The sequence below is a fragment of the Streptomyces sp. NPDC003016 genome (assembly GCF_053591455.1).
In genome coordinates, this window is sequence record NZ_JBSFTV010000014.1 from 110,588 (window position 1) to 136,031 (window position 25,444).

Genomic DNA, 25,444 nt, shown 5'->3' on the forward strand with positions numbered 1-25,444 from the left:
CAGGCTCACGCCCATGCGCTACATCATCATCGGGGCAGGGGCGGTCGGCGGCACCATCGGCGGGCGGCTGGCCGAGGGCGGGCACGAAGTGGTACTCGTCGCACGCGGGGCGCACTACGAGGCCCTGCGCGCCGGGGGCCTGCGCCTGACGACGCCCGAGGGCACCCGGGCCCACCGGCTGCCCGTGGTCCAGGGGCCGGACGGCCTCGGCCCGCTCCTGCGCGCCGACGACGTACTGATCCTCTCCGTCAAGACCCAGGACAGCACGGCCGCCCTCGACGCGTGGAGCGCTCACCCGGTGGCCGGCGGCGGCACGGCGGGCGAGGTGCTGCCGCTCGTCTGCGCGCAGAACGGCGTCGAGGGCGAACGCCTCGCGCTGCGCCGCTTCCGCCGCGTCTACGGCATGTGCGTCCGGCTGCCCGCCACCCACACCGAGCCCGGTTCCGTCTCCGCCGCCGGTACGCCGTTCTCCGGCATGCTGCACCTCGGCCGCTGTCCGTCGGGCGCCGACGACACGGCCCGGGGGATCGCCGCCGACCTGGAGAAGTCACGGTTCCTGGCGCCGGTCGTGGCGGACGTGATGCGGTGGAAGTACGCCAAACTGCTGAGCAACCTCGCGAACGCGATCGAGGCGGTCTCGGGGGTCGTCGCGAGCGGCGAGGCGAAGGCGCTCTTCCAGCGCGCCCTGGCGGAGGGGCGGGCGGCGCTGGCCGCCGCAGGCATCGAAGCGGCGTCCCCGGAGGAACAGGCGGCGGCCCGCGACGGCCGGATCACCCTCGAACCGCTCGACGGGGTGGAGCGCGGGGGCGGCTCGTCCTGGCAGAGCCTCAGCCGGGGGACGGGCACGATCGAGGCGGACTACCTCAACGGCGAGATCGTCCTGCTCGGCAGGGTGCACGGGGTGCCGACCCCGGTCAACGAGGCGTTGCAGCGCACCGCCAACACGTTCGCGCGCGAGCGCAGGGCGGCGGGTTCCCTGCCGGCCGGGGAGCTGACGGAGCTGATCGACGGGGCCGGGTGACGGCGCGGACTTCCTCTCTCCCCACCCCGCCGCTTCCCGCGACCGGGGCTCCGCCCCGGGCCCCGGGCCCCGGTCCTCGGATCCCCCCGGACTTCGTCCGGGGACCCCCAACGGGCCGAAAGGTGCCGCACGCGTGAATCCAGCTTTCCGCCGGCAGAACCAAGCCCGTCCGGCGACTGGGGGCACGCGCCCGAAGGGCACGGGACCCCTACGCGCCGACCGCCGCCGGCCGCCGCACCGGCGCCCGCGCCTCGTCGTAGCGCGTCAGCAGCAGCCGGGCCAGTTCCGGGGCCGCGCCCAGTACCCCGCCCAGCACCTCCGCGCCGGCTTCCCGCGCCCCCCGCGCGATCCGGTCCGGCAGGAAGCCGGGGGCGACGACGTACGGGGCGACGGCGACACGGCGTACCCCCGGCGCGGTCCGCAGCAGTCGGACCGCGTCCTCCGTACGAGGAAGAGATGCGGAGGCGAACGCAGGCCGCACGGCGCACCAACCGGTGTGCCGCAGCTCCCGCGCGATTTCAGCGATCACTGCGATCGCCTCCGGGTCTGTGGAACCCGCCGAGGCCAGGACGAGCCCGGTCGAGCTTCTGTCGCCGGGGGCGAGCCCGGCTTCGTACAGCCGCCGCTCCAGCGCGGTGAGCAGCAGCGGCGACGGGCCGAGCACCTCCGCCTGGTGGATCCGCAGCCGCGGCAGCCGCGCCGACGCCTCGTGGAGTACGGCGGGGATGTCGGCCTTCGCGTGGAACGCGCGGGTCAGCAGCAGCGGGAGGGCCACCACGTCCTGTACGCCCTCCCCGGCCAGGCGCTCCAGCACCCGCGGCACCGCCGGGGCGTTGAAGTCCAGGAAGCCCGTCTCCACGCGCAGCCCGGGCCGCCGCGCCCGCACGCGCGCCACCAGCGCGTGCACGGTCGCGGCGTGCCGCGGGTCGCGGCTGCCGTGGGCTGTGACGAGGAGGACCGGACCACGGAACACGGTGATCAGCCCTTGGTCAGCAGGCCACGGCTGCGCAGCACGCGGCGCTCCAGCGGGGAGAAGAACAGCAGGTCGATACCGATGCCGACGACCAGGATCAGGATGATGGTGGCCAGCACACCCGACATGTCGCTGTAGGTGCGGAAGTTCTCCATCAGCTGTCCCAGACCCGTGCCGAGGTCCGGCGAGTTGGCGATCAGCTCGGCGGCCATCAGCGAGCGCCACGAGAACGCCCACCCCTGCTTGAGCCCCGCCAGGTAGCCCGGCAGCGCGGCCGGCAGCAGGACGTGCCGGATGCCGTTGATCCCGGTGGCCCCGATGGTACGGCCGGCCCGCAGGTACAGCGGCGGGATCTGGTCGACGCCGGCGACGAGCCCGTTCGCGATGGACGGTACGGCGCCCAGCAGCACCACCGCGTAGATCGTCGCGTCGGTCAGCCCGAACCAGATGATGGCGGCGGGCACCCAGGCCACGGACGGCAGCGACTGGAGTCCGGACAGGATCGGACCGATCGCCGCCCGCACCACCTTCACCCGGGCCACGAGCAGACCGAGCGGCGTGCCGATGGCCACCGACACGGCGAAGCCGAGGGCGCCGCGCGAGATGCTCGTCCAGATGTAGCCGAGCAGTGTGCCTTCGAGCCACATCTGCTCGATGGAGTTCCACACGTCGACCGGGCCGGGCAGGACGTAGTCCGGCTTGAGGTCCGAGGCCGCGGCGAGCTGCCACAGCGTGAGGACCAGGGCGATGGCCACCAGCGGCGGCACCACCTTGGACAGCAGGATCCGGCCGAGGCCGACCCGTTCGGCGGAGTGCGTGGTCTCCAGTGCGTCCAGGCCGGCTTCGAGACCGGCGAGGTCGTTCTTCGGGCTGGTGTCAGTGCTGGCCATGTCGGCGGATCTCCCCCCGCAGCTGTTCAGTGATCTCCACGGACAGGTCGGCGACCGCGGAATCCTCGATCCGGCGCGGCTGCGGGATGCCGACCTTCCATTCGCGCGCGATGCGCCCTGGACGGGACGACAGCAGCACCACGCGCTCGGCGAGGCGGACCGCCTCGCGGACGTTGTGGGTGACGAAGAGGACCGACACGCTGGTCTCGGACCAGATCCGGGTCAGTTCCTCGTGCAGTACGTCGCGGGTGATGGCGTCCAGCGCCGCGAACGGCTCGTCCATCAGCAGGAGCCTGCTGTCCTGGGCGAGCGCACGCGCCAGAGCGACGCGCTGGCGCATACCGCCCGACAGCTCGTGCACCCGCTTCCCGTACGCCCCGTTCAGCCGTACGAGCTGGAGCAGCCGCTCGGCCTCGCCGGGACGGTCGGCCTTGGGCATGCCCCGCATCTTCAGGGCGAGTTCGATGTTCTTCCCGGCGGTCAGCCAGGGGAAGAGCGCGTGCTCCTGGAACATCAGGGCGGGCCGTCCGCCGGGCACGTCGATGGTGCCCGCGGACGGCCGGTCGAGCCCGGCGACCAGGTTGAGCAGCGTCGACTTGCCGCAGCCGGAAGCCCCCAGCAGGGTCACGAACTCACCCGGCGCCACATCGATGCTGATGTCGTCCAGTACGAGCTGCTGCGCGCCGGGCCGGCCGAACGACTTCGACACGTGGTCGATCCGTGCGGCGTACGGCACCGTGTCTACGGGCGCGGCGGCCTGCTTGACGTCGAGTGTGGTGGCCATGAGCCTCACCTCCTGAGGGCGTTCCGGTTGCGGGAAGGGCGGTTGCTTGGTGCCGGGTTACTTGGTGCCGAGTCCGGCGTCCCCGACGGCGGGCTGCTTCTCGGCCTTCAGCACCTTGTTGAGGAGCGTCAGGTCGTAGATGCCGTCGAGCACCGGGTCCTTGAGGAGACCGGCCTTCACCGCGTGCGCGGCCTCGTCCCGCAGCGTCGTCGCGAGCGGGTCGTTGGTCGTCTCGACGTTCTTGAACGCGGGGTCGAGCACCTCGGCGGGCAGCTCCTTGCCGGAGTCCGCCTTGAGCTTCGCGTTGACCGCGGCCTTCGCCTCGTCCGGGTTGGCCTTGATCCACTCATTGCTCTTCACGGAGCCGCGCAGCACCGCCTCGACGACGTCCGGGTGCTCCTTGAGGAACTTCTGGGAGACGATCACGTTCGTGATGACGAACTTGCCGTCCTTCCACAGCTTCTTCTCGTCGAGCAGCACCTTGCCGCCGCCCGCGACCAGCTTCGACGCGGTGGGCTCCGGGACCCAGGCACCGTCCAGCGCGCCGGACTCGAAGGAGGCCGGGATCTCCTTGTTGTCCTGGCGGACGACGGAGACGTCGCCCTTGCCGGTGTTGGGGTCGACCTTCAGACCCTTCTCCGACAGGTAGTTCAGCAGCGCCACGTCCTGGGTGTTGCCGAGCTGCGGGGTCGCGATGCGCTTGCCCTCGAGGTCGTCCAGGGAATTGACCTTCTCCGGGTTGACGACGAGGGAGACACCGCCGGAGGCCGAGCCCGAGACGATCCTCAGGTTCTGCCCCTTGGACTTGGTGAAGCCGTTGATCGCGGGAGAGGGGCCGATCCAGCCGATGTCGATGGCGCCCGCGTTCAGGGCCTCGATCTCGGAGGGGCCGGCGTTGAAGACCTGCGGCTTGACCTGCGTGCCGCCGAGCTCCTTCTGGAACAGGCCCTTCTGAAGACCGACCAGGGCGGTGGCGTGCGTGACGTTCGCGAAGTAACCGATGCGTACTTCGCCCAGGCCGCCGATCTTCCCGCCCTTGGCGACGGGAGCGACCCTGTCGTCCTTCTCGGCCTTCGAACCGTAGCCGCAGGCGCCCAGCACGCCGATCAGCAGCGGCAGGGCGGCGGCAGCGGCGAGGCTGCGGCGAAGGGTGGTACGGGGGGCATGCACAGGAGGTTTTCCTCTCGGAGGCCCGGCGTCACACCTCGCGCGCGGAGCGGGGTGTGCCCGGGAAGTCGGCAGGTCTTCGTCGGTACGGCGGCAGGGCGCGCAAGCGGTGCGCGTACGTCATCGGGCACATCGCGCCACGCCGCCCGTTCCCGCGCCGAGGGTGCCGCTGCCGATGCGGCCGCCCTCTTTCGCGAACGTCGCGTAGATGTCGAAGGAGGCCATGGTCAGAAGTCCCAGCCCTCGTCGTCGGCCACGGCTTTCGGCGTCTCGGCGGCGGCGAACGAGTCGCCCGCCATGCCGGCCGCCAGCGTCGTGCCGTCCGCCGGGTCGATCAGCAGGAACGATCCGGTGCGGCGCGAGTCGCGGTACGCGTCGAGCGCGAGCGGCTCGGCGGTACGGACCTTCACCCGGCCGATGTCGTTGGCGACGAGCTGACCCGGGTCCGGATGCTGGGACAGGTCGTCCAGCGTCAGCCGGGACGGGATCTCCTTGACGATCGCCTTGACCGTACGGGTGGTGTGCTTGAGCAGCACCCGCTGGCCGACCGTCAGCGGCTGGTCGGCCACGTGGCAGACCGTCGCCTCGACGTCCTGGGTGGTGCGCGGCGTGGAGCCGCTCGGCGCGATCAGGTCGCCGCGCGAGATGTCCAGGTCGTCGGCGAGCGTGACCGTCACCGACTGCGGGGCCCACGCGATGCCGACCGGCTCGCCCAGCGCGTCGATGCCCGTGATCGTCGACGTACGGCCCGACGGGAGGACCGTCACGGCCTCGCCCACGCGCAGCGCGCCGGACGCGATCTGACCGGCGTAACCCCGGTAGTCGGGGTGTTCGGCGGTCTGCGGGCGGATGACGTACTGGACCGGGAAGCGGGCCTTGCAGCTCGCCAGGTCGTGGCTGACCGGGACCGTCTCCAGGTGCTCCAGCACGGTCGGGCCGCCGTACCAGTCCATGTTCGCGGAGGGCTCCACCACGTTGTCGCCGGCCAGCGCGGAGATCGGGATCGCGGTGATCTCCGGGACGCCCAGCGAGGCGGCGTACGCCGTGAACTCCTCGGCGATGGCGGCGAAGACGGGCTCGGCGTAGTCGACGAGGTCCATCTTGTTGACGGCGAGGACGACGTGCGGGACGCGCAGCAGCGCCGCGACGGCCGCGTGGCGGCGGGTCTGCTCGACGACGCCGTTGCGGGCGTCGACCAGGACGACGGCCAGCTCGGCGGTCGACGCGCCGGTCACCATGTTCCGGGTGTACTGCACGTGCCCGGGGGTGTCGGCCAGGATGAACCGGCGGCGCGTGGTGGCGAAGTAGCGGTACGCGACGTCGATGGTGATGCCCTGCTCGCGCTCGGCGCGCAGGCCGTCCGTCAGCAGCGCCAGGTCCGGCGCCTCCTGACCACGCTTGAGGGACGCCGCCTCGACGGCCTCCAGCTGGTCGGTGAGGATCGACTTGGAGTCGTGCAGCAGCCGCCCGACGAGGGTGGACTTGCCGTCGTCGACGGATCCGGCCGTCGCGAAGCGCAGCAGGGTGGTGGCCGACAGCTGCTCGGTCAGCCCAGGAATGGCGGTCATGTTTAGAAGTACCCCTCGCGCTTGCGGTCTTCCATCGCGGCCTCGGACATCTTGTCGTCGGCACGGGTCGCGCCCCGCTCGGTGAGACGGGAGGCGGCGATCTCGGCGATCACGGCTTCGAGCGTCGTGGCGTCGGAGTCGACGGCGCCCGTGCAGGACATGTCGCCGACCGTGCGGTAGCGGATCAGCCGCGTCTCGACCTTCTCCGACTCCTTGGGGCCGCCCCACTCGCCCGCCGTCAGCCACATGCCGCCCCGGGCGAAGACCTCGCGCTCGTGGGCGTAGTAGATGGCCGGGAGCTCGATCTTCTCGCGGGCGATGTACTGCCACACGTCCAGCTCGGTCCAGTTCGACAGCGGGAACACGCGCACGTGCTCGCCCGGCGCGTGGCGGCCGTTGTAGAGCTGCCACAGCTCGGGGCGCTGGCGGCGCGGGTCCCACGCGGAGAACTCGTCGCGCAGCGAGAAGACCCGCTCCTTGGCGCGCGCCTTCTCCTCGTCGCGGCGCCCGCCGCCGAACACCGCGTCGAAGCGGTGCTGCTGGATGGCCTCGGTCAGCGGCACGGTCTGGAGCGGGTTGCGCGTGCCGTCGGGCCGCTCGCGCAGCTTCCCGGCGTCGATGTACTCCTGTACGGACGCGACGTGCAGCCGCAGCCCGTGCTCGGCGACCGTGCGGTCGCGGTACTCCAGCACCTCCGGGAAGTTGTGCCCGGTGTCGACGTGCAGCAGCGTGAAGGGCACCGGCGCGGGCGCGAACGCCTTGAGCGCCAGGTGCAGCATGACGATCGAGTCCTTGCCGCCGGAGAAGAGGATCACCGGCCGCTCGAACTCGCCCGCCACCTCGCGGAAGATGTGGACGGCCTCGGACTCCAGGGCGTCCAGGTGGCTGAGTGCGTACGGGCTGTCGATGCCCTCTGCGGCAGTTGCGGCGGTCGTCATGCCAGACCCCTTTCGGTGAGCAGCGCGTGCAGCGCGGCTGCGGACTCCTGCACGGTCTGCTGGTGCGACTCGATCCGCAGGTCGGGCGACTCGGGCGCCTCGTAGGGGTCGTCGACCCCGGTCAGCCCGGAGATCTCGCCGGCCGCCTGCTTGGCGTACAGACCCTTCACATCGCGTACGGAGCACACGTCCACCGGCGTGGCGACGTGCACCTCCAGGTACGCGGTGCCCTCGCTCCGGTGACGCTTGCGGACGGCCTCGCGGCTGTCCGCGTACGGCGCGATGACGGGTGCCAGGGCCAGCACGCCGTTGCGGGCGAGCAGTTCGGCGACGTAACCGATCCGCTGGACGTTGGTGTGCCGGTCCTCGCGGCTGAAGCCGAGGCCCGCCGAGAGGAACTCGCGGATCTCGTCACCGTCCAGCACCTGGACGCGGCGGCCCTCGGCCTTCAGCCGTCCGGCCAGCTCGTAGGCGATGGTGGTCTTGCCGGCACTCGGCAGACCGGTGAGCCAGATGGTGGCCCCAGTCACGTCTTTCTCCTGATCGTTGCTCGTCATCAGCCGTGCAGCCCGCACTCGGTCTTGTTGCGCCCGGCCCAGCGGCCGGCACGGGCGTCCTCGCCCGCCTCGACCCTGCGGGTGCAGGGCGCGCAGCCCACGGACGCGTAACCGTCCATCAGCAGGGGGTTGGTGAGGACGCCGTGCTCGGCGACGTACGCCTCGACGTCCTCCTGCGTCCAGCGGGCGATCGGCGAGACCTTGACCTTCCGGCGCTTCTCGTCCCAGCCGACGACCGGGGTGTTCGCCCGGGTCGGGGACTCGTCGCGGCGCAGGCCGGTCGCCCAGGCGCTGTAGCCCTTCAGCCCGTCTTCGAGGGGCTTGACCTTGCGCAGGGCGCAGCACAGGTCGGGGTCGCGGTCGTGCAGCTTCGGCCCGTACTCCGCGTCCTGCTCCTCGACGGACTGCCAGGGCAGGAGGGTGATGACGTTGACGTCCATGACGGCCTCGACGGCGTCCCGTGTCCCGATGGTCTCCGGGAAGTGGTAGCCGGTGTCGAGGAAGACGACGTCCACGCCGGGCTTGGCGCGGGAGGCGAGGTGGGCGACGACGGCGTCCTCCATGGAGGAGGTCACGCAGAAGCGGTCGCCGAAGGTGTCGGCGGCCCACCTGAGGATGTCCAGGGCGGAGGCCTCTTCGAGGTCCCGTCCGGCCTGTTCCGCCAGTGCTCCGAGATCTTCCTGAACCGTCTGAGCCGTCGTCATATCTCGTCCCCTCCACCGTCGTTGCGCTGAACTCCCCGGGCGAGGAGCCCGAGGAACTTCAACTGGAATGCGCGGTTGCATGCCGCGCATTCCCACGCGCCGTGACCGGTTTCGTTCGGCCGCAGGTCCTCGTCGCCGCAGTACGGGCAGTAGAAGGGCGCCGCTCGCTCGCTCACGACAGGTCTCCGTCGCTCGCCCGCGCGGCCCAGGTCGCGAAGCGCTCACCGTCTTCGCGCTGCTCCTGGAAGCGGAGCAGGACGCGCTCGACGTAATCGGGCAGCTCGGCCGAGGTGACCTTCAGGCCGCGGACCTTGCGGCCGAAACCGGCTTCGAGGCCCAGCGCGCCGCCCAGGTGGACCTGGAAGCCCTCGACCTGGTTGCCGGCGTCGTCCAGGACCAGCTGGCCCTTGAGACCGATGTCCGCCACCTGGATACGGGCGCAGGCGTTCGGGCAGCCGTTGATGTTGATGGTGAGGGGCTCGTCGAACTCCGGGATGCGCCGCTCCAGCTCGTCGATGAGCGAGGCGCCCCGTGCCTTCGTCTCGACGATCGCCAGCTTGCAGAACTCGATGCCGGTGCAGGCCATCGTGCCGCGCCGGAAGGGCGACGGGGTGACCCGCAGGTCCAGCGCCTCCAGCCCGGCGACCAGCGACTCGACCTGCGCCTCTTCGACGTCGAGCACGATCATCTTCTGCTCGGCCGTGGTGCGCAGCCGGCCCGAGCCGTGCGCGCCGGCCAGGTCCGCGATCTTCGTCAGCGTGGCGCCGTCCACGCGGCCGACGCGCGGGGCGAAGCCGACGTAGAAGCGGCCGTCCTTCTGCCGGTGCACACCGAGGTGGTCGCGCCAGGTCCCGGTGGGCTGCTCGGGCGCGGGGCCGTCGAGGAGCTTGTACGTGAGGTACTCGTCCTCCAGGATCCGGCGGAACTTCTCCGGGCCCCAGTCGGCGACGAGGAACTTCAGGCGGGCGCGGGTGCGCAGGCGGCGGTAGCCGTAGTCGCGGAAGATGCCGATGACGCCGCCGTAGACGTCGGGCACCTCGTCGAGCGGCACCCAGGCGCCGAGCCGGACACCGAGCTTGGGGTTGGTGGAGAGGCCGCCGCCGACCCAGAGGTCGAAGCCGGGGCCGTGCTCGGGGTGGTCGACCCCGACGAAGGCGATGTCGTTGATCTCGTGCGCCACGTCGAGCTGCGGGGAGCCGGACACCGCGGACTTGAACTTGCGGGGCAGGTTCGAGAAGTCCGGGTTGCCGATGAAGCGGCGCTGTATCTCGTCGATGGCGGGGGAGCCGTCGATGATCTCGTTCTCGGCGATGCCCGCCACCGGGGAGCCGAGGATGACGCGGGGCGTGTCGCCGCAGGCCTCGGTCGTCGACAGCCCGACCTCTTCGAGCCGACGCCAGATCTCCGGCACGTCCTCGATCCGGATCCAGTGGTACTGGACGTTCTGCCGGTCGGTGAGGTCGGCCGTCCCGCGCGCGAACTCCTGCGAGATCTCACCGATGACGCGCAGCTGCTCGGTGGTCAGCCGCCCGCCGTCGATGCGCACGCGCAGCATGAAGTACTCGTCGTCCAGCTCCTCCGGCTCCAGGACCGCGGTCTTGCCGCCGTCGATCCCGGGCTTGCGCTGGGTGTAGAGGCCCCACCAACGCATGCGTCCGCGCAGGTCGTTGGGGTCGATGGAGTCGAATCCCCGCTGGGAGTAGATCGTCTCAATGCGTGTCCGCACATTGAGACCGTCGTCGTCCTTCTTGAACTGCTCATTGCCATTGAGGGGGGTGAAGTGACCTACGGCCCACTGACCCTCGCCACGGTGGCGTCCGGCCTTGCGGCGGGGCGTGACGGCAGCGGGCTTTTCCGGCGTGGCGGCCATGGTTGTTCGTCCTTCTCTGGCGGCTCAAGGAGTGGCGGATCGCGCCGACCGTACCCCTTTGACCTGCGAAAACGCGATCGGACACGGCAGAACGGAGCGCGCCGCCGGGTGGGCGGAGCTCACGTGCGTATCGGGGCGGCCGGTTCGTCCGCGACGGCGGGGACGGCTGAAGAATGCGGTGGTGCTGTGCTGTCAGCCCACCGGACAGATGGCGCTGGACATGCGGCCGAGGTCGACGTGCCGCCGACTCACCAAGGCAACTCCAGCTGTGGACATGACGGAAGCGTGTCACGCGGGTCTTGGACCAGTCCACCACTGACCACCATGTGGACAATGCTGTCCCGAAATGCGAGACGATGTGTCGTCGGTCACTCTGGGGGGTTCCTCGGGAGAGCTCCGGGGGAGAGGGCCGGAGGGCTCAGGGGCGGCCTCGGCCCCATGCGCCGGTCATGTCCCCTTCCTCCTCCTCCGCGGTCTCCGTCGCGAAGAGCCGGAACCCGCGGCGCAGGTAATTGTCCATGGCGTGCGGCCCGTCCAGGCTGCACGTGTGCAGCCACACGCGCTTCGTCTCCGGCCGGTCGGGCCACCGCTGCGCGAGATCCCACGCGCGCGCCACCCCGTACGACAGCAGGTGCCCGCCGATCCGCCGGCCCCGGAAGGCCGGGATCAGGCCGAAGTACATGATCTCGACGACGCCCTCGTCCTGCGGGTCCAGTTCCACGTACCCGGCCGGCGTGCCCTTCTCGTACGCGACCCAGGTCTCGGCCCCGGGCCGGTCCAGGAGCGCCTGCCACTGCCCGTACGTCATCCCGAGCCGGTCGGACCAGCTGATGTCACCGCCCACCGCCGTGTAGAGGAAGCGGCTGAACTCGGGGGAGGGGATCTCCGCCCGGACGATCCGGATGTCCCCCGGGGGCGCCGCGGCCGGCCGCAGATCGCCGGGCGAGGTCTGTTCCAGGGACCAGGTGGTCACGGTGACGGTGCTCATGCGGCCCAGAGAACCACGCGCCCGCGCCCTGGCCAAAGCCGGGCCGTTACGGGATGATCGCGCCGCGCCACGCCACCCCCCGCATCCCTCGGCAGAAGGATGTTCCATGCCCCGTCGCACACACCGCGGCCTGTTCGCCGCGGCCACCCTCACCGCGGCTCTCGCCTCCCTGGCCGCCCTGACCACTTCCGCCGGGGCCTCCGCCGCGGCCTCCGCAGGTCCGCAGGCCCGCCTCTTCATGGTCAACCCCGTCCAGTCGTCGAACGACCAGTCGCTGACCGACGCCAAGGACTCCGCGGACGCCGTTCCCGCCTCCGCCTACGCCACGGCTGCGCTGCGCAACCTCGACGCGAGCGGCGGCCTGTCCGGCAGGTGGGCCTACGTGAGATCGGACACCGGGGCCTCCGCGAGGGCCGCGCAAGCCGGTGCGTACGACCGCCACGACGACCAGTTCGAGCAGGTCATGGCCTACTTCTGGGTCAACGAGTCCCAGGAGTACCTCCAGGGCCTCGGTTTCGGCGGCGAGCTGCCCGGCGCCAACGACCGCGCCCAGCCGATCCGTATCAACCAGTGGGGCTCCGACAACTCCTTCTTCACCGACAAGAAGGCGGAGATCCGGTTCGGCAAGGGCGGTGTCGACGACGCGGAGGACGCCGAGGTGGTCGTTCACGAGTACGGTCACGCGGTCCACCACGCCCAGGTGCCCGGCTTCGGGACGTCGGTGGAGGCCGGATCGATCGGCGAGGCCTTCGGCGACTACCTCGCCGTCACGGTCGGCGCGCACGCGGCCGCGGAGTACGGCTGGCCGCTGAAGGCGGACCTGGCGTGCGTGGCGGACTGGGACGCGGTCTCCTACACGGCGGCCGCTCCGCACTGCCTGCGCCGGATCGACGGCGACAAGGTGTACGGCGACCGGGTCGGCCAGGTGCACGCCGACGGCCAGATCTGGTCCCGCGCGCTCTTCGACATCAGGTCGGAGCTGGGCGCGCGCACCGCCGACCGCGTCATCGTGAACGCGCAGTTCGGCTTCGCGCCGGACACGAGCTTCACGGACGCGGCGCTGACGACGGTCGCGACGGCGCGGAAGATGTACGGCGAGCGGGCGGCGGCCGCGGTGCGGGACGCGTTCCGGGCGCGCGAGATTCCGGGGGTCTAGCGACCGGGGCTCCGCCCCGGTCCCCGCTCCTCGAACGCCGGACGGGCCGAAGCGTGCCGCACCGAGAACATCGGGCGCGGCCGCATCCGGGCCCGTCCGGCGATGGAGGACACACCCGCGGAGCGCCCCTACCCCGGGTCCCGCACCCGCCGCGCCGCCGTGATCGCCGGCGCCGTGGAGTGCGTCAGCAGGTCCGTCGGGTGGTCCGGGTGGACCACCTCCACGTCCACCTCGTCCACGAAGCGGTACGGGCGGTGCGCGAGGACCTGGGCCAAGTGGCGCCGCAACCGCGACATTTCGGCCCGTACCGTCACCGTCCGGGTCCGGTCGCCGAACAGGTCCGCCGCCAGTTCGGCGGCGCTGCGCCCCTGCCGGTGCACACTCAGCACGTACAGCAGCTCCGCGTGGCGGGGGCTGAGCTCATGCGTCCAGCGCCCGGCCGCCCCCGAGACGGTCACCGAGGAGCGCCGCCGGCTGCTCAGGTCCAGTACGACCCGGTTGACCGCGTCCTCCTGGGGCCCCGACGCCGCCTCCTCCACCCGGACCAGCCAGCCGCCGGGCAGCGGCTCCACCCCGCACATCCCCAGCGAAGGCAGCCACCTGCGTCCGGCCCGGAACGTCTTGGGCAGCGGAAGCCGGTCGACCGGCGGCATCCCGGTCACGGCCGCGAGCCAGCCGTGCGAGTCCACCGCCAGCGCCCGGCCGCCCACCCGGCACAGGACCGGCGCCGCCACCGACCGCAGGCGCTCGACCGACCTGAGGTGCCGCTCGCGCAGCTCCGCCTCGGCGAGCCGGCCCACGGACTCCACGAGGGCGAGCGTGGCCGGGTGGAACGTGGAATCGGCCCCGCTCACGTCGATGACACCGAGCAGCCGCCCGTCCCGCGGATCGTGCACGGGTGCCGCCGCGCACGTCCAGCTGTGGAGCGTACGGACGAAATGCTCGGCGGAGTGCACCTGGACGGGTCTGCGCAGCTCCAGCGCCGTGCCGATGCCGTTCGTGCCCGCCGTGTCCTCGCTCCAGGCCGCGCCCTCCTCGAGACAGATGGAGGCGGCCGAGCGCATCACCGCACGGTCGCCGTCACGCCACAGCACCAGACCTTCCTCGTCGGTCACCACCATCATCTGCTGCGACGCCCGGACCGCCGAGACCAGTCCCTGGCTGAGCGAGGGCAGCAGATCGCCGAGCGCGGTGGTCCGGCGCCGGTGCTCCAGCTCGCCGGCCGGCAGGAGCTCGCTGCTGGTGCCCCGGTCCGGATCGATCCCGATACGCATCACGCGCTGCCAGGACGCGTCGATGACGGGACGCGGCGCGACGCGTGGCGCCCCGCCGACGGGAGCGGCGGCCCGTCCCCGGTGCAGCAGCCGCGCCGGACCGGTGGTGTGCGGGGCGCTCGGCCGCGACGGGCCGGGAGGGACGAGAGGGTCGGTCTTCACTGGGCGTACCCCGTAGCTCACGTGAGGGTCACTGGGTGTGAGGTGGTGGAGGCGGACACCCCTCATCGTGCCGCGCCGCCGGCGAGCGCGTCCGCGAGTCCGGACAAACATTGCAACGATCTGCAACTCTCGTACGCGGACTTTGCCTGTACGAAGCTGGAGGGGTTCAGCCGGGGTGGTGCCGTGTCGGCGCAGCACCACTCCGGCGGCTCCTTACTCCCGGCGGGTCGTTCCCCCGGCGGCTCGCCGGGTCATACCTCCGCCCTCGCCCGTTCCACGACCGACGCGAGGCCGAGACTGTGCGGCAGCGTGCCGAACGCCGCGCCCCAGTCCCCGCCGAGCCGCGACGCGCAGAAGGCGTCCGCGACCTCCGGCGGAGCCCACCGCACCAGCAGCGAGCCCTGGAGCACGAGCGCCATCCGCTCGACGACGCGGCGCGCCCGCCCCTCCAGTCCCTCCAGGTCGGCCAGTTCGGTCAGCAGGTCCTTGACCGCCGCGTCGAGGCGGTGATCGGCGCCGCGCGCCCGCCCGATCTCGGTGAGGAAGGCGTTGAGCGCCTGCGGCTCGCGCTGGAGCGCCCGCAGGGCGTCCAGGGCCTGTACGTTCCCCGAGCCCTCCCAGATCGAGTTGAGCGGCGCCTCGCGGAGCAGCCGCGGCATGCCGGACTCCTCGACGTACCCGTTGCCGCCCAGGCACTCCAGCGCCTCCGCCGCGACCGGTGTGCACCGTTTCGTCACCCAGTACTTGGCGGCGGGCACCGCGAGCCGCAGGAAGGCCCGGTCCTGCTCGGTGTCGCTGTCGTACGCCGCCGCCAGCCGCATCGCGAGCGTCGTCGCCGCCTCCGACTCCAGCGCCAGGTCGGCCAGTACGTTGCGCATCAGCGGCTTGTCGATCAGCTTGGAGCCGAACGCGCCGCGGTACGCCGCGTGGTGCGCGGCCTGCGCCACGGACTGGCGCATCAGCGCCGCCGAGCCGACCACGCAGTCGAGCCGGGTGGCGGCCACCATCTCGATGATGGTGCGCACGCCGCGCCCCTCCTCGCCGACCAGCCGCGCCCACGTCCCGTCGAACTCGACCTCGCTCGACGCGTTCGACCTGTTGCCGAGCTTGTCCTTCAGGCGCTGGATGCGGAACACGTTGCGCGTCCCGTCGGCCAGGACGCGCGGCACCAGGAAGCAGCTCAGCCCGCCGGGCGCCTGCGCCAGCACCAGGAAGCCGTCGCTCATCGGCGCCGAACAGAACCACTTGTGCCCGGTGAGCAGGTACTCGCCCTCCCCGGCCAGCGGCTGCGCGCTCGTCGTGTTGGCCCGGACGTCGCTGCCGCCCTGCTTCTCCGTCATGCCCATCCCGAGGAGCGCCCCGGCCTTGAGCGACGGCTCCCGCAACCCCTCCTCGTACACATGAGAGGTGAGCCGCGGCTCCCACTCGGCGGCCAGCTCCGGGTCGGCGCGCAGCGCCGGCACCGCCGCGTGCGTCATGGAGAGGGGACAGCCGTGGCCCGCCTCCGCCTGCGTCCACACCAGGAAACCGGCCGCGCGCCGCACATGCCCGCCGGGCCGCCCCCAGGCGTCCGTGAGCCCCGCCGCGACGGCCTCGTCCAGCAGCCGGTGCCAGGCCGGGTGGTACTCGACCTCGTCGATCCGATGGCCGTAGCGGTCGTGCGTCCGCAGTTTCGGCGGATTCTCGTTGGCCTGCACCCCCCATTCCTGGACCCGGGCGGAACCCGCGGTGCGTCCGAGCCACGCGAGCTCCTCCCGTACCTCCCCGGCGAGTTCGGGGGCGACATGCCGCTCCACACTCTCGGACAGGGCCCGGTCGGCGCTGAAGACGTCGTACTCCACCAGCGGCGGAGCCTGGTTGGTCACTGTGTGTGTGGTCGCTGCCATGCCGCTACGGTAAGGAGGTGCAGGCAGCAAAAGAAACACCCGAACGGCCCCACGGCCGGATTCACCGGGCCAGGGTCCTCTACCGCAACGTCTCCATGCGCAAGCTGGCCTGGCTGTTGCTGAAAGACACCGTCAATTCGTGCATCGAGTACCGCATCCTCGGTCTCGCGGCCGAGGCGGCCTTCTTCACCCTGCTGTCCCTGCCGCCCCTGCTGCTCGGCATGATCGGCCTGCTCGGTTACGTCGACGACTGGACCAACACCGACACGGTCGCGTCCATCGAGCGCAACATCCTGACCGCCGCCGAAACGGTCCTGTCCGACCGGGGCGTCAACGACTTCGCCAAACCGCTCATCGACGACGTCACCCAGAGCGCCAGGCCCGACATCATCTCCATCGGTTTCGCCATCGCGCTCTGGTCGGGATCGCGTGCGGTCAACGTCTTCATCGAGACGATCACGGTGATGTACGGCCTCGACGGCCACCGCGGCATCGTGAAGACCCGGCTGCTCGCCTTCCTGCTGTACGTCGTCGCGCTGGTGATCGGCGCGGTGGTGCTGCCGCTGATGGTGGTCGGCCCCGACCGGGTGGTGGACCTGGTGCCGTTCGGCACGGAGGTCGTCAGCATCCTGTACTGGCCCGTGGTCATCGTGCTGTCCGTCGTCTTCCTCACGACGCTCTACCACGTGTCCGTGCCCGTCCGTTCGCCGTGGGTCGAGGACATCCCCGGCGCGCTGATGGCCCTCGCGATGTGCGTGCTCGGCAGCTTCCTGCTCCGGATCTACCTGACCAGCACCGTCGAGGGCCCGACCATCTACGGCTCCCTCGCCGCCCCCATCGCCGTCCTCCTGTGGATCTGCATCTGCGCCTTCGCGGTCCTGGTGGGCGCGGCGGTCAACGCCGCCATGGACCGGGTCTGGCCCTCGGTCGCCACGGCCGCGGCCCGCGAGGCCAACGACCGCGTACGTGCGGCCCAGGCGGCGGCGGTCGTCGCGCGGGCGGAAGCGGCGCGTGCGGCGGCGGACGAGGCGGGCGAGACGGACGAACCCGACCCGGACATGCCGTCGGAATTCCCGGAGCGCTGGTCGAGGTTCCTGCCGCCGGACGACGTGAAGTCCCGCCTGCACACGGGCCGCGACAAGGACGCGAAGGAACCGCCGCAGGAGGCGCGGGACGCCCGTGACTCCCGGGAAACCAGGGAGAGCGGGCAGCCGCGCCCGTAGGCGGTGCCCTGCCCGTCCCGGTTGTGGGGAAGGGGGCGGGCAGGGGAAAAGAAGGCTCCCTAACCTGGGGAGCATGTACGCGGAACACGCATCCCGGCTCGACGGCTCCGTCGTCTGGACCCGCACCACACCCGCCGCTCCCGCTCCCACTGCCGCGTATCCCGTCCTGCCGGACGGCTGCATGGACCTGCTGTGGACCGAGGGCAAGCTGTACGTCGCGGGGCCCGACACCCGCGCCCACGCGCCCGGCGAGGGCCCCGGCGGCGCGGGCACCCGCTACGACGGGGTGCGGTTCGCACCCGGCGCCGGGCCCGCGTTCCTCGGCGTACCCGCGCACGAGCTGCGCGACCGGCGCGTGGCCCTGGCCGACCTGTGGCCCGCGGCCCGGGTACGCGCCCTGACCGGCCAGGTCACGGGCGCGGCCGACCAGGCGTCCGCGCTGGAGGACCTGGTCCTGCGGCACGCGGCGGACACGGAGCCCCCCGACCCGGTGCTGCGTGCCGTCGTCCGCCGGCTGGACGCGGGCAGCACCGTCGCCGCGGCCGCCGAAGCCGCCGGGATCGGCGCCCGGCAACTGCACCGCCGCTCACTGGCGGCCTTCGGGTACGGCCCCAAGACGCTGGCCAGGATCCTCCGGCTCCAGCGCGCCCTGACCCTCGTGCGCGGCGGCGTGCCGTACGCCGACGCCGCCGTCGCCGCGGGCTGCGCCGACCAGGCGCACCTCTCCCGCGAGATGCGCGACCTGGCCGGGACGACGCTGGGCGCCTACGCGGCGTTGGCGAACAGGGAGACCCCGCAGCCGTCGGGGTCCAGCACCACCGCGTAACGCTGTCCCCAGACGGCGTCCCAGGGCTTGAGGTGCCCACGGTGTCCGGCGGCGGTCAGAGCCTCGTACACCGCGTCGACCTCGGCCGGGCTGTCGCACAGGAACGCGAGAGCGACCCGCTCGCCGCCCTCCTCCGGCCTGGTCCAGCCGGGATCGAAGGAGCGGACGGTCTCCTCGGTGTCCCACAGCACGCGCAGGCCGCCGGGCAGCGTCGCCTCGGCGTGCGGGGCGGTGTCGGCCCCGGCGGGGACGTCCAGTCCGAGGAGACGGTAGAAGGCGAGCGAGGCGGCCATGTCGGCGGTCACGATGGCGACGGCGTCGAGTCGTGGAGTCATGGCCCCAACGTAGACGGACGGCCGGGCCCCGCTCTTGAAGGAATCGGACACCGGTGGGCAGGGCGCCGGTGGACCGGATGCGCACCGACACCGGCCGGCGCGGCGCCGAGGCCCGTACGCCCCCGGGGCGCGGGCCTCGGGCTCGCCATCGTCCGCGGCATCGCCGGGGCCCGCGCGGGGCGGGCCGGCGTACGGAACGTGAAGGGCGGCTGCCGCTTCGCGGTCACGCCTCCGGCGGCGCCGCTGTGACGGGAACCGGCGGCTCGTGCGCGCACGCGTCGTCGATCCCGTAGGTGTCCCAGGCGGGGAACGGGTCGTCGGCCGGGGCGTCTTCGCCGCCCGCCTCGCCGAGGCCGGAGAGCACGGTCACGGGCAGCCGGCCGGGGCGGCGGTCGGGCCGGTGGTGGGTCGGGAGGGGCGGGAGGGCCGGGAGGGGCATGCCGGTCAGCCCTCGGGGCGCAGGAGCCCGCGCTCGTACGCCTTGGCCAGCCGCTGCGGCACGCGGTACACCGAGCCGTCGACGGTGACGGGGACGAGCTGCGGCGTGGTGGCCTTCCACTGGGCGCGCCGGTGACGGGTGTTGCTGCGGGACATCTTCCGCTTGGGTACGGCCATGGGGTGCCTCCTGGTGTGGACGGGGTCGCGGGTCGCGGTCACCGAACGCTATATGCAAATGGATTCCATTTTCAATTGAGGTTCCGTTTGCGGAGGCTCGACCGGTGTGCAAAAGCGGGCGTATCGTGACAACAAGATGCGGCGTGGGTCGGACCCTTGGGGGTCGTGATGCTCGATGAGCTGGTGATGGCGGGGGCGGCGGTGCTGTCCGCCGGTGTGCTGTACACGATGGCCGCGGCCAGGGTGGTGCGGCAGTACGAGCGGGGTGTGGTCTTCCGCCTGGGGCGGCTCCGGAAGGGCGTCCGCGGTCCCGGCTTCACCATGATCGTTCCTGGTGTGGACCGGATGCGGAAAGTGAACCTGCAGATCGTGACCCTGCCGGTGCCCGCGCAGGACGGCATCACCAGGGACAACGTCACGGTCCGGGTGGACGCGGTGATCTACTTCAAGGTGGTGGACCCCGCCGAGGCCGTGGTGAGGGTGGAGGACTACCGGTTCGCGGTCTCGCAGATGGCGCAGACCTCGCTGCGGTCGATCATCGGCAAGAGCGAACTGGACGATCTCCTGTCCAACCGGGAGAAACTCAACCAGGGGCTGGAGCTGATGCTCGACAGCCCGGCGGTCGGGTGGGGCGTGTCGATCGACCGGGTGGAGATCAAGGACGTCTCGCTGCCGGAGACGATGAAGCGGTCGATGGCCCGGCAGGCGGAGGCGGACCGGGAGCGGCGGGCGCGGGTCATCAACGCGGACGCGGAGCTCCAGGCGTCGAAGAAGCTGTCGGAGGCGGCGGGGGTCATGTCCGAGCAGCCGGCGGCGCTGCAACTGCGGCTGCTGCAGACCGTGGTGGCGGTCGCGGCCGAGAAGAACTCGACGCTGGTGCTGCCGTTCCCGGTGGAGCTGCTCCGGTTCCTGGAGCGGGCGGCGCCGCAGCAGGAGCCGTCGTCGCGGGAGCGGCCGCGTGACGAGGCGCAGCCCCGGGCCCGGTCCGAGTCCGAGCCGCAGCGCGAGTCCGAGGCGCAGCGCGAGCCCCGGCTGCCGCTCGCGGACGAGATGCCGGACCTGACGACCGAGCGGCCGCCCGCGGTGGCCGGCTAGGCGGCCGGCCGGCGGTGGGCGGCCGATCCGACCGGGGCGTCACCCGGTGGTGGAGAGGCCGGCCGCCGATGCGGCAAGGGCGTCCAGGACCGGCCTGATCAGAGGGTGGTGCTCCGCCCCCCGCCGCACCGCGGCGAACACGCGGCGGGTCGCCGCCGGTCCCGCGACCGGGCGTACCACCGTGTCCTTCAGCTCCATCCCGCGCAGCGCCGAACGCGGTACCAGCGCCACCCCCGCCCCCGCGCCCGCCAGCGCCACCACCGCACGGAAGTCGTCCGAGGAGTGCACGAGGCGCGGCTGGAAACCGGCGAGTTCGCAGGCCAGCAGCATCACGTCGTGGCAGGGGTTGCCGGGGTACGGACCGATCCAGTCGCTGTCGGCCAGCTCCGCGAGCGAGACCGCGGGGGCCTGGCCCAGCGGATGCGACGCGTGCAGCACGGCGTCGAACGGCTCCGCGTAGAGCGGCACGCGCGCGAGGCGCCGGTCGTCCTCGTGCGGCGCGCCCCGGTACTCGACGGCCAGCGCGACGTCCACCTCCCCGTCCAGCACCAGCGCCAGGCTCTCGTCGCCCTCGGCGTCCCGCACCCGTATGCGAACACTCGGGTGGCGGTCCGCGAGACGGCCGATCGCCGGGGCGAGCACCTCCGCGATCCCCGTCGCGAAGCCCACCACCCGCACCTCGCCGGCCGCCCCGCCCGCGTACGCCGCGAGCTCGGCCTCGGCCCGCTCCAGCTGCGCCAGTACGGCATGGGTGTGGGCCAGCAGGATGTCGCCGGCCGCGGTCAGCCGTACGCCCCTGCCGCTGCGGGTCAGCAGGGTGTGGCCGGTCTCCTGCTCCAGGGCGGCGAGCTGCTGGGACACGGCGGAGGGGGTCAGATACAGCGCGGCGGCCGCGGCGGTCACCGTCCGGTGGTCCGCCACGGCCCGCAGGATGCGCAGTCGCCTGGGGTCGATCACCCCGCCATTGTCGCCCGCGCGTCGACGAAGGCGGCCACGGCCCGCTCGACGTCGGCGGTGGAGTGCGCGGCGGAGAGCTGGACCCGGATGCGGGCCGCCCCCATCGGGACGACGGGGTACGAGAAGCCGATCACGTACACCCCGCGCTCCAGCAGCAGCTCGGCCATCCGGCCCGCCTCCGCCGCGTCGCCGATCATGACGGGCGCGATGGCGTGGTCACCGGGGAGGATCTCGAAGCCGGCCTCGGTCATCTTCGTACGGAAGAGCTCGGTGTTGGCGGCGAGGCGCTCGCGCAGCTCGCCCGCCGACTCCAGCAGGTCGAGGACCTTGATCGACGCGGCGGCGATCACCGGGGCGAGGGAGTTGGAGAAGAGGTACGGGCGCGAACGCTGGCGCAGCAGCTCCACGATCTCGGCGCGGGCCGCGACGTAACCGCCGGACGCGCCGCCGAGCGCCTTGCCGAGGGTGCCGGTGACGATGTCGACGCGGTCCATCACGCCGTGCAGCTCGGGGGTGCCGCGGCCCTCGGGGCCGACGAAGCCGACGGCGTGCGAGTCGTCGACCATGACCATGGCGTCGTAACGGTCGGCCAGGTCGCAGATCTCGGCGAGCGGGGCGACGTAACCGTCCATCGAGAAGACGCCGTCGGTGACGACGAGGCGGCGGCGGGCGTCCTGGGTGTCCTTGAGCTGCTGCTCCAGGTCGGCGAGGTCGCGGTTGGCGTAGCGGTGGCGCCGGGCCTTGGAGAGGCGGATGCCGTCGATGATCGAGGCGTGGTTGAGGGCGTCGGAGATGACGGCGTCCTCGGGGCCGAGGAGGGTCTCGAAGACGCCGCCGTTGGCGTCGAAGCAGGAGGAGTAGAGGATCGTGTCCTCCTGGCCGAGGAAGGCGGAGAGGCGCTGCTCCAGCTCCTTGTGGATCTCCTGGGTGCCGCAGATGAAGCGTACGGACGCCATGCCGTAGCCCCAGCGGTCCAGGGCGTCCTTGGCGGCGGCGACGACCTCGGGGTGGTCGGCGAGACCGAGGTAGTTGTTGGCGCAGAAGTTGAGCACCTCGCCGGAGGGGACGGAGACGGAGGCGCTCTGGGGGGTGCCGATGACGCGCTCGGGCTTGTAGAGACCGGCGGTGCGGATCTCGTCGAGGGTGGTGCGGAGGTCGTCGCGGACGGAGGTGTACATGCGGTGGGCCTCTCCTGGCGGTGGTGCGGTGGTGGGGTGGACCTTCCGGCCCCTTGGGAGGTCGGGGAGCGGGGTGCGGGGCGGAGCCCCTCACGCGGGGGAGCCCCTCACGTGGCGGAGCCGCGAAGTGTCACAGCGGGAAGGGGCGGGCCGGGGAAGCGGCCCCGCGCAGTGGATCAGCCGGTCCAGTCGAGGATGATCTTGCCGCTGCGGGCGGTCGCCGCCTCGTCGAAGGCCGCGTCGAAGTCCTGGTAGCCGTAGCTGCCGGTGATGACCGGGCTGAGGTCCAGGCCGCCCTCCAGCAGCACCGTCATGGCGTACCACGTCTCGTACATCTCACGGCCGTAGATCCCCTTGACGGTGATCATCGACGTGACGATCCTCGACCAGTCGACGGCGAACTCCTCGGCCGGCAGGCCGAGCATCGCGATCCGCCCGCCGTGCGTCATGTTGGCGACCATGTCGCGCATGGCCTCGGGCCGGCCCGACATCTCCAGGCCGATGTCGAAGCCCTCCTTGAGGCCCAGCTGCCGCTGCGCGTCGGCGATGTCCGACCGCGCGACATTGAGCGCGAGCGTCGCGCCGGCCTTGCGGGCGATCTCCAGACGGGACTCGCTGACATCGGTGATCACGACGTTGCGCGCACCGGCGTGCCGGGCGACGGCCGCCGCCATGATGCCGATCGGGCCCGCACCGGTGATCAGTACGTCCTCGCCCACCAGCGGGAACGAGAGCGCGGTGTGCACGGCGTTGCCGAACGGGTCGAAGATCGCGGCCACGTCCAGGTCCACCTTCGTGCGGTGCACCCACACGTTGGACGCGGGCAGGGCGACGTACTCGGCGAAGGCGCCGTCGCGTCCGACACCGAGTCCGACGGTGGAGCGGCACAGGTGCCGGCGGCCCGCGAGGCAGTTGCGGCACTTCCCGCAGACCAGGTGGCCCTCGCCGCTCACCAGGTCGCCGACCGCGATGTCCGCGACGTCGGAGCCGACGGCCGCGACCTCGCCCACGAACTCGTGACCGAGGACGAGCGGGGTGGAGACGGCCTGCCGGGCCCAGCCGTCCCAGGACCTGATGTGCAGGTCCGTGCCGCAGATGCCGGTACGGAGCACCTTGATGAGCACATCACCGGGGCCCGTCTCCGGCTCCGGCACGTCCACGAGCCACAGCCCGGGCTCGGCGTACTGCTTGACAAGTGCCTTCATGGCTGCGGCTCCAGGCGGGACGGGGTACGGGGCACGGGTACGAGGTGATCGTGAACGCGTACCAATCTGACGCCCCGGGGCCCCGCGGTCCATCGAGGATTTCTTAACCGGGCCAACAGCGCAGCTTCACGCGGGTACGTGACCGTCCGCCCGCGCACCCGCGCACCCGCCCGCCCGGCGAACCGCAGCCGCGCCGGTATAGAAAAGACCGTCCGTGACCCCCGGGTCCCGCCACCCCCGGAAGGAACCCCGATGACCGTGACCGACGACCCCGTGCTCCTGCGCACGGAAGGGCACGCCGCGTACCTCACGCTCAACCGCCCCAGGGCCATCAACGCCCTGAACCACGCCATGGTGAACCGGATCGCCGGGGCCCTCACGGCCTGGGAGCGGGACCCGGGGGTCGCGACCGTGGTGATCACCGGGGCGGGGGAGCGCGGTCTGTGCGCGGGCGGGGACATCCGGTCGATCTACGAGGACGCCCGGACCGGCGGCGGCGCCTCGGCGGCGTTCTGGCGCGACGAGTACCGGCTCAACGCGTACATCGCCCGCTTCCCCAAGCCGTACGTCGCGATCATGGACGGCATCGTGATGGGCGGCGGCGTCGGGGTCTCCGCCCACGGCAGCGTCCGCGTCGTCACGGAACGCTCCCGGGTGGCCATGCCCGAGACCGGCATCGGCTTCGTGCCGGACGTCGGCGGCACCTGGCTGCTGTCGCGCGCCCCCGGCCTGCTCGGCACGCACCTGGCGCTCACCGGGGCGGCGGTGGGTGCGGGGGACGCGCTGCTGTGCGGGCTCGCCGACCACTTCGTACCGGCGGAGCACCTGCCCGCCCTCCTCGCGGCCCTCGCGACGGACCCGGCGCGGGACGTGCTGTCGAAGTACGCCCACCACGCGCCGGAGGCCGGGCTGGCCGCGCACCGCGACTGGATCGACCACTGCTACGCGGCAGACGCGGTCGAGGAGATCGTGGACCGGCTCCTCGCCTGCGGCGAACCGGCGGCCAAGGAGACCGCCGGGACGATCCTCGCCAAGTCGCCCGTCGCGCTCAAGGTCACCCTGGCCGCGCTGCGCGGGGCCGGCGAACCCGCCACGCTGGAACAGGTCCTGGAGCAGGAGTACCGCGTCTCGTGCGCGGCGCTGTCCTCCCCCGACCTGGTCGAGGGCATCCGGGCCCAGGTGATCGACAAGGACCGCGCCCCGCGCTGGTCGCCGCCCGCCCTCGCGGAGGTCACGGCCGCAGACGTGGCCCGCTTCTTCGCCCCGCTCCGGGAGGAGGCGGACCGTACGTAATCCGCGCACGTCCGGGTGGCGGCGGGCATCGGCGTCCCGCACGCGGCGATCGCACACGCGCGACACGCGGAACCGGCCCGCGCAGTGGCGGATCGTGGGCCGCGCCTGCTGAGCGCGCCCCCGGACCGTGAGCCCGGTGCGGGCCGCACGCACGGCCGCGTTCCGCTGTGCCCTCGGGGGGCTGCTCTGAGATCCTGGGGAGTGCCAGGCACGCCACGCCCGGCCGTGGGCCGGAACAGGGCCGGAACAGGACCGGAACACAGCGAACAGACCGGAACAGGAGGCCCGTGCAGACCTTCCTGCCGTTCTCCGATTTCTCGGCGTCCGCCGCGGTGCTGGACGCGCGACGGCTCGGCAAGCAACGGGTCGAGGCGCTCCAGGTCCTGCGCGGCCTGACCGTCCCCGGGTACGGCTGGGCGCGGCATCCGGCGGTACGGATGTGGGCCGGCTACGAGGAGGCCCTGGTCCGGTACGGCCTGGAAATCTGCCGCCTGTGGACGGCGCGGGGACACCGCGACACCTGTGCGGCCACCATGGTGGCGGACTTCGCCGCGCACCGCCCCGGCACGGCGGTGCGCCTCCAGGTCCGGCTCGCCGAGGACGGCGACCTGCCGCCCTGGCTGGGCGACCCGGACTTCCACCGCAGCCACCAGTCGGCCCTGGTGCGCAAGGATCCGGACTTCTACGAAGCCCGCTTCCCGGGCGTGCCGGGCGACCTGCCGTACGTATGGCCGGGCTCGGACCGCCCGTAGAGCGGCGGCGGGGTTGCGGGGCAGGCA

At 72.3% G+C, this 25,444-nt stretch carries 27 protein-coding genes; 7 read left to right on the forward strand and 20 right to left on the reverse strand.

Going from position 1 to position 25,444, the window contains the following annotated elements:
* Nucleotides 1-13: 13 nt before the first annotated feature.
* Entirely contained in the window at nucleotides 14-1,021 is a 1,008-nt protein-coding gene (locus ACWDZ4_RS14705) for a ketopantoate reductase family protein (protein ID WP_451508761.1), read from the forward strand.
* A 208-nt stretch (nucleotides 1,022-1,229) separates the two neighbouring features.
* Here ACWDZ4_RS14705 and ACWDZ4_RS14710 read toward each other — a convergent pair whose 3' ends face one another.
* The 12 genes from ACWDZ4_RS14710 to ACWDZ4_RS14765 all read right to left on the reverse strand — a co-directional run bounded on the left by ACWDZ4_RS14710 (nucleotide 1,230) and on the right by ACWDZ4_RS14765 (nucleotide 11,460).
* Nucleotides 1,230-1,994: a sirohydrochlorin chelatase gene (locus ACWDZ4_RS14710; RefSeq protein WP_451508762.1), complete on the reverse strand. Its 765-nt coding sequence runs from the start codon at nucleotides 1,992-1,994 to the stop codon at nucleotides 1,230-1,232.
* Between the two features lie 5 nt (nucleotides 1,995-1,999).
* Nucleotides 2,000-2,884, reverse strand: a complete 885-nt coding sequence (locus ACWDZ4_RS14715) for an ABC transporter permease (RefSeq protein ID WP_451508763.1) — start codon at nucleotides 2,882-2,884, stop codon at nucleotides 2,000-2,002.
* Nucleotides 2,871-3,668 (reverse strand): ABC transporter ATP-binding protein, encoded by a 798-nt coding sequence (locus ACWDZ4_RS14720; protein WP_451508764.1) that lies wholly within the window; start codon nucleotides 3,666-3,668, stop codon nucleotides 2,871-2,873. Before ACWDZ4_RS14720 ends, ACWDZ4_RS14715 begins: the two co-directional genes overlap by 14 nt.
* A 57-nt stretch (nucleotides 3,669-3,725) precedes the next feature.
* The gene (locus tag ACWDZ4_RS14725) at nucleotides 3,726-4,838 is read right to left on the reverse strand and encodes an aliphatic sulfonate ABC transporter substrate-binding protein (protein WP_451508765.1); all 1,113 of its coding nucleotides are present in this window, start codon (nucleotides 4,836-4,838) and stop codon (nucleotides 3,726-3,728) included.
* A gap of 224 nt (nucleotides 4,839-5,062) precedes the next feature.
* A complete protein-coding gene (locus ACWDZ4_RS14730; protein WP_451508766.1) occupies nucleotides 5,063-6,403 on the reverse strand; it encodes a sulfate adenylyltransferase subunit 1 in 1,341 nt (446 codons plus the stop codon).
* A gap of 2 nt (nucleotides 6,404-6,405) precedes the next feature.
* Nucleotides 6,406-7,341: a sulfate adenylyltransferase subunit CysD gene (gene cysD, locus ACWDZ4_RS14735; RefSeq protein ID WP_451508767.1), complete on the reverse strand. Its 936-nt coding sequence runs from the start codon at nucleotides 7,339-7,341 to the stop codon at nucleotides 6,406-6,408.
* The gene (gene cysC, locus ACWDZ4_RS14740; protein WP_344499201.1) at nucleotides 7,338-7,898 is read right to left on the reverse strand and encodes an adenylyl-sulfate kinase; all 561 of its coding nucleotides are present in this window, start codon (nucleotides 7,896-7,898) and stop codon (nucleotides 7,338-7,340) included. Before cysC ends, cysD begins: the two co-directional genes overlap by 4 nt.
* Nucleotides 7,898-8,602, reverse strand: a complete 705-nt coding sequence (locus tag ACWDZ4_RS14745) for a phosphoadenylyl-sulfate reductase (protein ID WP_451508768.1) — start codon at nucleotides 8,600-8,602, stop codon at nucleotides 7,898-7,900. The genes cysC and ACWDZ4_RS14745 overlap by 1 nt, the downstream gene beginning before the upstream one ends.
* Nucleotides 8,599-8,778, reverse strand: a complete 180-nt coding sequence (locus tag ACWDZ4_RS14750) for a hypothetical protein (RefSeq protein WP_451508769.1) — start codon at nucleotides 8,776-8,778, stop codon at nucleotides 8,599-8,601. Before ACWDZ4_RS14750 ends, ACWDZ4_RS14745 begins: the two co-directional genes overlap by 4 nt.
* Nucleotides 8,775-10,472, reverse strand: coding sequence for a nitrite/sulfite reductase (locus ACWDZ4_RS14755; RefSeq protein WP_451508770.1), 1,698 nt, complete (start codon nucleotides 10,470-10,472; stop codon nucleotides 8,775-8,777). Before ACWDZ4_RS14755 ends, ACWDZ4_RS14750 begins: the two co-directional genes overlap by 4 nt.
* A gap of 192 nt (nucleotides 10,473-10,664) precedes the next feature.
* Nucleotides 10,665-10,748, reverse strand: a complete 84-nt coding sequence (locus ACWDZ4_RS14760; RefSeq protein WP_425577386.1) for a putative leader peptide — start codon at nucleotides 10,746-10,748, stop codon at nucleotides 10,665-10,667.
* A 142-nt stretch (nucleotides 10,749-10,890) separates the two neighbouring features.
* Nucleotides 10,891-11,460 (reverse strand): GNAT family N-acetyltransferase, encoded by a 570-nt coding sequence (locus tag ACWDZ4_RS14765; protein WP_451508771.1) that lies wholly within the window; start codon nucleotides 11,458-11,460, stop codon nucleotides 10,891-10,893.
* A 106-nt stretch (nucleotides 11,461-11,566) separates the two neighbouring features.
* Here ACWDZ4_RS14765 and ACWDZ4_RS14770 point away from each other — a divergent pair, with 106 nt between their 5' ends.
* Nucleotides 11,567-12,616, forward strand: a complete 1,050-nt coding sequence (locus tag ACWDZ4_RS14770) for a M4 family metallopeptidase (RefSeq protein WP_451508772.1) — start codon at nucleotides 11,567-11,569, stop codon at nucleotides 12,614-12,616.
* A gap of 128 nt (nucleotides 12,617-12,744) precedes the next feature.
* Here the strand turns inward: ACWDZ4_RS14770 and ACWDZ4_RS14775 are convergent, their stop codons facing one another.
* Together ACWDZ4_RS14775 and ACWDZ4_RS14780 are read right to left on the reverse strand one after the other, a co-directional pair.
* Nucleotides 12,745-14,052, reverse strand: a complete 1,308-nt coding sequence (locus ACWDZ4_RS14775) for a GAF domain-containing protein (protein ID WP_451508773.1) — start codon at nucleotides 14,050-14,052, stop codon at nucleotides 12,745-12,747.
* A 251-nt stretch (nucleotides 14,053-14,303) separates the two neighbouring features.
* Nucleotides 14,304-15,938 carry an acyl-CoA dehydrogenase family protein gene (locus tag ACWDZ4_RS14780; RefSeq protein WP_451508774.1) on the reverse strand — a complete coding sequence of 545 codons (1,635 nt, stop codon included), beginning with the start codon at nucleotides 15,936-15,938 and terminating at the stop codon, nucleotides 14,304-14,306.
* A 17-nt stretch (nucleotides 15,939-15,955) separates the two neighbouring features.
* On the opposite strand from ACWDZ4_RS14780, the gene ACWDZ4_RS14785 reads away from it, so the two are divergent.
* Together ACWDZ4_RS14785 and ACWDZ4_RS14790 are read left to right on the forward strand one after the other, a co-directional pair.
* Complete coding sequence (locus ACWDZ4_RS14785; protein ID WP_451508775.1) at nucleotides 15,956-17,161, forward strand: YihY/virulence factor BrkB family protein; 1,206 nt, start codon at nucleotides 15,956-15,958, stop codon at nucleotides 17,159-17,161.
* 73 nt (nucleotides 17,162-17,234) lie between these two features.
* Nucleotides 17,235-17,987 (forward strand): helix-turn-helix domain-containing protein, encoded by a 753-nt coding sequence (locus ACWDZ4_RS14790; RefSeq protein ID WP_451508776.1) that lies wholly within the window; start codon nucleotides 17,235-17,237, stop codon nucleotides 17,985-17,987.
* On the opposite strand, the gene ACWDZ4_RS14795 is transcribed toward ACWDZ4_RS14790, so the two are convergent.
* The 3 genes from ACWDZ4_RS14795 to rpmF form a co-directional block, all read right to left on the reverse strand.
* Nucleotides 17,927-18,322, reverse strand: a complete 396-nt coding sequence (locus ACWDZ4_RS14795) for a VOC family protein (RefSeq protein WP_451508777.1) — start codon at nucleotides 18,320-18,322, stop codon at nucleotides 17,927-17,929. The genes ACWDZ4_RS14790 and ACWDZ4_RS14795 overlap by 61 nt on opposite strands.
* Nucleotides 18,323-18,545: 223 nt before the next feature.
* Nucleotides 18,546-18,761: a hypothetical protein gene (locus ACWDZ4_RS14800; protein WP_451508778.1), complete on the reverse strand. Its 216-nt coding sequence runs from the start codon at nucleotides 18,759-18,761 to the stop codon at nucleotides 18,546-18,548.
* Between the two features lie 5 nt (nucleotides 18,762-18,766).
* Complete coding sequence (gene rpmF / locus ACWDZ4_RS14805; RefSeq protein ID WP_028814853.1) at nucleotides 18,767-18,937, reverse strand: 50S ribosomal protein L32; 171 nt, start codon at nucleotides 18,935-18,937, stop codon at nucleotides 18,767-18,769.
* Between the two features lie 168 nt (nucleotides 18,938-19,105).
* Here rpmF and ACWDZ4_RS14810 point away from each other — a divergent pair, with 168 nt between their 5' ends.
* Entirely contained in the window at nucleotides 19,106-20,032 is a 927-nt protein-coding gene (locus tag ACWDZ4_RS14810; protein ID WP_451508816.1) for a slipin family protein, read from the forward strand.
* 39 nt (nucleotides 20,033-20,071) lie between these two features.
* Here the strand turns inward: ACWDZ4_RS14810 and ACWDZ4_RS14815 are convergent, their stop codons facing one another.
* From ACWDZ4_RS14815 to tdh, 3 genes are all read right to left on the reverse strand, one after another.
* Nucleotides 20,072-20,989: a LysR family transcriptional regulator gene (locus ACWDZ4_RS14815; RefSeq protein ID WP_451508779.1), complete on the reverse strand. Its 918-nt coding sequence runs from the start codon at nucleotides 20,987-20,989 to the stop codon at nucleotides 20,072-20,074.
* Nucleotides 20,986-22,167, reverse strand: coding sequence for a glycine C-acetyltransferase (locus ACWDZ4_RS14820; protein ID WP_451508780.1), 1,182 nt, complete (start codon nucleotides 22,165-22,167; stop codon nucleotides 20,986-20,988). Before ACWDZ4_RS14820 ends, ACWDZ4_RS14815 begins: the two co-directional genes overlap by 4 nt.
* 176 nt (nucleotides 22,168-22,343) lie before the next feature.
* Nucleotides 22,344-23,372, reverse strand: a complete 1,029-nt coding sequence (tdh, locus tag ACWDZ4_RS14825; protein ID WP_451508781.1) for an L-threonine 3-dehydrogenase — start codon at nucleotides 23,370-23,372, stop codon at nucleotides 22,344-22,346.
* Nucleotides 23,373-23,630: 258 nt separating this feature from the next.
* On the opposite strand from tdh, the gene ACWDZ4_RS14830 reads away from it, so the two are divergent.
* Nucleotides 23,631-24,665, forward strand: a complete 1,035-nt coding sequence (locus ACWDZ4_RS14830) for an enoyl-CoA hydratase/isomerase family protein (RefSeq protein WP_451508817.1) — start codon at nucleotides 23,631-23,633, stop codon at nucleotides 24,663-24,665.
* 287 nt (nucleotides 24,666-24,952) lie between these two features.
* Nucleotides 24,953-25,417: an MSMEG_6728 family protein gene (locus tag ACWDZ4_RS14835; protein ID WP_451508782.1), complete on the forward strand. Its 465-nt coding sequence runs from the start codon at nucleotides 24,953-24,955 to the stop codon at nucleotides 25,415-25,417.
* Nucleotides 25,418-25,444: the final 27 nt, after the last annotated feature.